We start from the raw sequence: 5,137 nt of genomic DNA on the forward strand, positions 1-5,137 counted from the left end.
TTGGCTCGGTAGCTCAGTTGGTAGAGCAATGGATTGAAGCTCCATGTGTCGGCGGTTCGATTCCGTCTCGCGCCATTACAATTGAATATTGTGTATGGAAGGGTAGCGAAGAGGCTAAACGCGGCGGACTGTAAATCCGCTCCTTCGGGTTCGGGGGTTCGAATCCCTCCCCTTCCATCTTACGGGCATAGTTTAAAGGTAGAACTAAGGTCTCCAAAACCTTCAGTGTGGGTTCAATTCCTACTGCCCGTGTATTAATAGAATGGCGGGTGTGGTGAAGTGGTTAACACATCAGATTGTGGCTCTGACATTCGGGGGTTCGATTCCCCTCACTCGCCTATTTATTAATAATGGGGTATCGCCAAGCGGTAAGGCAAGGGACTTTGACTCCCTCATGCGTTGGTTCGAATCCAGCTACCCCAGTTACTAATTGAATAATTAGTAGAAGCCGGCGTGGCGGAATTGGCAGACGCGCTGGACTCAAAATCCAGTGTCCTCACGGACGTGCCGGTTCGACCCCGGCCGCCGGTATTGTAAAAAAGGCAAGGTTTTCAGACCTTGTCTTTTTTACATTTCTCACCTAGTCGATGACCTTTTCTGCTTTCAATGGTTCTCCCTTTTCTCTCAGCCTATCTTTTGATAAAATGGCATGTATGAAAGAAATTGTTGAGAAGGCACCGGCTAAGATTAATCTCGGTTTAGATATTCGTGGGAAGCGAGAAGATGGTTACCACGAGTTAGAGATGGTCATGGCCAGTGTTGATTTAAATGATTATATTACTGTTCGAGAACGAGAGGATAACCAGATTACCTTGGAATCCTCGTGTAGCAAGATACCGTTGAATCCGAAAAACCATGCTTATAAGGCAGCCTTTTATCTGCGGGAAGCTGCGGGTTTGCAGGATCGTGGCATTCATATTATCATCGATAAGCGAATCCCTAGATCGGCTGGTTTAGCGGGTGGATCCAGTGATGCGGCGGCAACCCTACGTGCCTTGAACCAACTATGGGACTTGAACTATAGTTTGGATCAGTTAGCGAAGATTGGGGCGCAGGTTGGCTCAGATGTTCCGTATTGTGTTCACTCAGGCTGTGCCTATGTGACCGGTCGTGGGGAGGAAGTTCAGCCCCTGGCACCAGCTCCTAAGGTTTGGGTTGTCTTAATCAAGCCTCCTTTTGGTTTGTCGACAACTTCGATTTTTTCGGAGGTGGAGATGGAGAAGATTCGTTCGGTGGATATCCCTGCTCTCTGCCAAGCCATTAATGAGGGAGATTATAAACAGCTGGTGAGCAAGCTTGGAAATTCCCTGGAAGATATCAGTATTGCTCGGAAGCCCATGATCCAAAAGATCAAAAACTGTGTGGCAGCCTCCGGAGCAGATGCGACCCTGATGAGTGGTAGTGGCCCAACCGTTTTTGGCCTTTGTTCCAGTGAGAAGGCCGCCTGTCGTGTGGTCAATTCCGTCAAAGGCTTTTGTAAAGAAGTCTATCGTGTCAGAATGTTATAGAGTCAGTCTTGACTCTATCTTTTTTTTGCGATATAATTAACCGGTAAATGATTAACCAGTTAAGGAGATGCTATGTTAGGAAGTGAGATTAGTCGGGTTTTGGATTTGGTTTTGAAAAAAGCAGAACACCAGCATGAGCTTCTGCTAGGGGATTGCCAGAGTCCCATCCACCTGACCAACACCCAGGAACATATCTTAATGGTGTTAGTCCAAAAGCCCTTAACCAATTCCAGCCTGGCAAAAGAGCTAGGCCTTTCCCAGGCGGCCATGACCAAGGCAACGAAACTACTGAGTAAGGAAGGCTTGTTGGAAACCAAAAGAGATCAGCAGGATGGCCGACTGGTTTATTTTCAATTAACCAAAGCAGGAAAGGCGGTAGCCGAGGAGCATGCTCAGCACCATGAGCGTACCAGTCAGGCTTTACAGAAAATGGTACAAGGTTTTTCAGATCAAGAGCAAGCAGTGATTGCAAGATTTCTGAAAGAATTAGCGAAGGAGATGGAATAAATGCGCTATTTGACGGTCAAGGATTTGACCTTTTATTACGATAAGGAACCCGTTTTGGAGGGGGTGTCTTATCACATTGATGCGGGGGAATTTGTGACCCTGACAGGAGAAAATGGGGCTGCCAAGTCGACCCTGCTTAAAGCTAGTCTGGGGCTTTTGAGAGCCAGCCAGGGGAGTGTCGAGCGGGCTAGTGTCAACCGGGATGGTCAGCCTTTGCGGATTGCCTATCTACCCCAGACTGTGGCTAGTTTTAATTCAGGTTTTCCCTCAACGGTGGAGGAGTTTGTGGCTTCGGGCCGTTATCCGCGTAAGTCTTGGTGGAAACGGTTGACGGAACATGACCAGGAGCATGTTCAGGTTAGTTTGGAAGCTGTTGGCTTGTGGGAGCAACGAAAGAACTTTATTGGGGCTCTTTCGGGTGGTCAGAAGCAACGGTTGGCCTTGGCGCGGATGTTCGCCTCTGATCCGGACTTCTTTATTTTAGATGAGCCGACAACGGGGATGGATGCTGTTTCGAAGGATGATTTTTATGAGCTCATGCACCATTCGGCCCATAAACATGGCAAGGCTGTTTTGATGGTAACCCATGATCCTGAGGAGGTTGCGGACTATGCCGACCGCAATATTCATTTGTTGCGGAAACAGGATTCGCCTTGGCGTTGCTTCCAGTTGCACCAGGGAGAGGAGACAGGCGCATGAGTTTATTCGATTATGCCTTTTTCCAACGGGCCCTGCTGGCGATTGTGGCCATGAGTCTGTTCTCGCCAGCCCTTGGGGTTTTCTTAATTCTGCGGCGTCAGAGCTTGATGAGTGATACCTTGAGTCATATTTCCCTAGCCGGGGTGGCCTTGGGGCTGCTCTTAGGTCTGTCTCCGACCTGGATGACCTTGGTGGTGGTAATTTTAGCCGCGGTTTTCTTGGAATACTTGCGGACGGTCTATGCTTCCTATTTGGAAGTGGGGACGGTGATTCTAATGGCTGCTGGTTTGGCTATTGCTATGGTGGTGATGAGCCAGGCTGGTGGTGGCCAGACCATGAGTCTAGAGCAGTACCTCTATGGCTCCATTGTGACCATTTCCTGGGAGCAGGTCTTGGGCTTGTTTGCGATTGCGGCGCTAGTCTTACTATTTTTGGTGCTGGCCTACCGACCACTGTATCTGCTGACCTTTGATGAAGATACGGCTCAGGTGGACGGGATTCCGACTCGTGCTCTGTCCATTGCCTTTAATATCATGGGTGGGGTTGCGATTGCCCTAATGATTCCTGCTGCTGGAGCTCTGTTGGTCTCAACCATCATGATTCTCCCAGCCAGCATTGCCTTGCGTCTGGGCCGTCACTTCCAATCGGTCCTCTGGCTCTCCTGTTTGATTGGCCTGGTGGGAATGGTCGCAGGACTCTTTCTTTCCTATTATTGGGAAAGTCCCGCCAGCGCTAGTATCACCTTAATTTTCATCGCCATTTTTATGGGGGTGACGCTACTGAAGAGAAAGTAGGCTCTTATGAAAAAATGTAAAAAGGGATTTGCCGTCCTCCTCTTAGGACTTGTCCTTTTCTTAACCGCTTGCCAGTCCCAAGGGTCCAAAAAGGATCTGCAACTGGTAACCAGTTTTTATCCCATCTATGAATTTACCAAAAAAATTGTTGGTGATGAGGCAGATGTGCAACTGTTGGTTTCAGCGGGTACAGAGGTGCACGGCTATGAACCATCGGCTAAGGATATCAGCCGTCTGCAAGAAGCGTCTTCCTTCCTGTATTTGGATCCCAATATGGAAATGTGGGTACCAGATCTAGAGAAGACCGGGGTCTTGGAGGCTGATCGGACGATTCAGGCCAGCAAGGACTTGATTCTGTTGCCAGGTCAGGAAACGGATCATGACCATGATCACGGGGCTGAGGACCACGAGCATACCTTGGATCCCCACCTCTGGCTCTCTCCTTACCGGGCAAAACTTCTAGTCGCTTCTCTACGGGATCAATTGATGGAACGTTACCCTGATCAGGCTGCTAGTTTTGAAAAAAATGCGGCGGCTTATCTGAAGGAATTGGAGCAGTTGGATAAGACCTATCAAGAAAAATTGGCAGTTTATCAGGGCTACACCTTCTTGACCCAGCATACAGCCTTCAATTACCTGGCCTTTGACTACCAGCTCCAACAGGAGTCCATTGTTGGCCTCTCAACAGAAGAAGAGGCCTCCTTGAAACGAATCCAAGAGTTGACTGACCAGGTCAAGGAAGCAGGGATCAAACGTATTTATGTCGAATCCACCTCTTCCAATAAATTAGCCCAAACCCTGGCTTCTGAGGCCGGTGTTGCAGTCGGACAGCTCCACACCTTGGAAGGAGTCCCTCAAAAGGAACTGGATCAGGGAGCGTCCTATATCAGCCTGATGGAGGAAAATTTGGAACAATTAGTTGCCGGTTTCAAGGATGCAACGAAACCCAAGGCTACTGAAGCTGTGACTGAGAAGACGGTTGCCAACGGCTACTTTGAAGACAAGGCCATCAAGGACCGGACCCTGGCGGACTGGGAAGGCGACTGGCAGTCAGTTTATCCCTATCTAGAATCAGGCCAGTTGGATCAAGTCTTTGACTACAAGGCCAAGAAAAAGGGAGATAAGACTGCCCAGGAGTACAAGGACTACTACCAAATCGGTTACCAAACTGATGTGAACCAAATCAAGATTAAAGGGAACAAGGTGACCTTTGTGACAGATAAGGGCGAGGAAACCTATACCTACAAGCCTGCAGGTTATAAAGTCCTTACCTATGAAAAAGGCAATCGTGGCGTCCGCTTCCAGTTTGAAGCAGAGGAGGCGAATGCCGGTCGCTTCAAATACATGCAATTTAGTGATCACCAGATTGCCCCAATCAAATCCGGACATTTCCACCTCTATTTTGGTGGTGAGAGCCAAGAAGCTCTCTGGGAAGAAATGACCAATTGGCCAACCTACTATCCTGCTAGTCTCAGCGGACAAGAAGTGGCCCAGGAAATGGTAGCCCATTAGACTCTGCTAGGGTATCTTCGATACCTGTACTATAGTCTACGGGAGTGGGACAGAACTAATTTTTTTCAAAATTAGTTCGTAGTCCCACCCCCGCAAGGTTGATTAGGTCGGGTTCGG

At 48.7% G+C, this 5,137-nt stretch carries 5 protein-coding genes and 6 tRNA genes; all 11 read left to right on the top strand.

The annotated features are described in order from the left end of the window. The first annotated feature begins 2 nt into the window (after positions 1 to 2). Positions 3 to 75, top strand: a tRNA-Phe gene (locus N4310_RS07440). A 21-nt stretch (positions 76 to 96) separates the two neighbouring features. Next, positions 97 to 177 (top strand) — tRNA-Tyr (locus tag N4310_RS07445). A 4-nt stretch (positions 178 to 181) separates the two neighbouring features. Further along, positions 182 to 252: transfer RNA gene (locus tag N4310_RS07450), tRNA-Trp, on the top strand. A gap of 13 nt (positions 253 to 265) precedes the next feature. Beyond that, positions 266 to 338: transfer RNA gene (locus N4310_RS07455), tRNA-His, on the top strand. A gap of 13 nt (positions 339 to 351) precedes the next feature. Beyond that, positions 352 to 423 (top strand) — tRNA-Gln (locus tag N4310_RS07460). Positions 424 to 447: 24 nt separating this feature from the next. Next, positions 448 to 531, top strand: a tRNA-Leu gene (locus N4310_RS07465). Between the two features lie 122 nt (positions 532 to 653). Continuing rightward, positions 654 to 1,508 (top strand): 4-(cytidine 5'-diphospho)-2-C-methyl-D-erythritol kinase, encoded by an 855-nt coding sequence (ispE, locus tag N4310_RS07470; RefSeq protein ID WP_262092683.1) that lies wholly within the window; start codon positions 654 to 656, stop codon positions 1,506 to 1,508. 72 nt (positions 1,509 to 1,580) lie between these two features. Then, positions 1,581 to 2,015 (top strand): zinc-dependent MarR family transcriptional regulator, encoded by a 435-nt coding sequence (locus N4310_RS07475; protein ID WP_160332748.1) that lies wholly within the window; start codon positions 1,581 to 1,583, stop codon positions 2,013 to 2,015. Further along, the gene (locus N4310_RS07480) at positions 2,016 to 2,714 is read left to right on the top strand and encodes a metal ABC transporter ATP-binding protein (protein ID WP_160332747.1); all 699 of its coding nucleotides are present in this window, start codon (positions 2,016 to 2,018) and stop codon (positions 2,712 to 2,714) included. Then, positions 2,711 to 3,508, top strand: a complete 798-nt coding sequence (locus N4310_RS07485; protein ID WP_262092684.1) for a metal ABC transporter permease — start codon at positions 2,711 to 2,713, stop codon at positions 3,506 to 3,508. Before N4310_RS07480 ends, N4310_RS07485 begins: the two co-directional genes overlap by 4 nt. A 6-nt stretch (positions 3,509 to 3,514) precedes the next feature. Continuing rightward, complete coding sequence (locus N4310_RS07490) at positions 3,515 to 5,020, top strand: metal ABC transporter substrate-binding protein (RefSeq protein ID WP_262092685.1); 1,506 nt, start codon at positions 3,515 to 3,517, stop codon at positions 5,018 to 5,020. Positions 5,021 to 5,137 lie beyond the last annotated feature (117 nt).

The organism is Streptococcus danieliae (genome assembly GCF_025447695.1).
GTDB classification, from domain to species: Bacteria; Bacillota; Bacilli; order Lactobacillales; family Streptococcaceae; genus Streptococcus; species Streptococcus danieliae.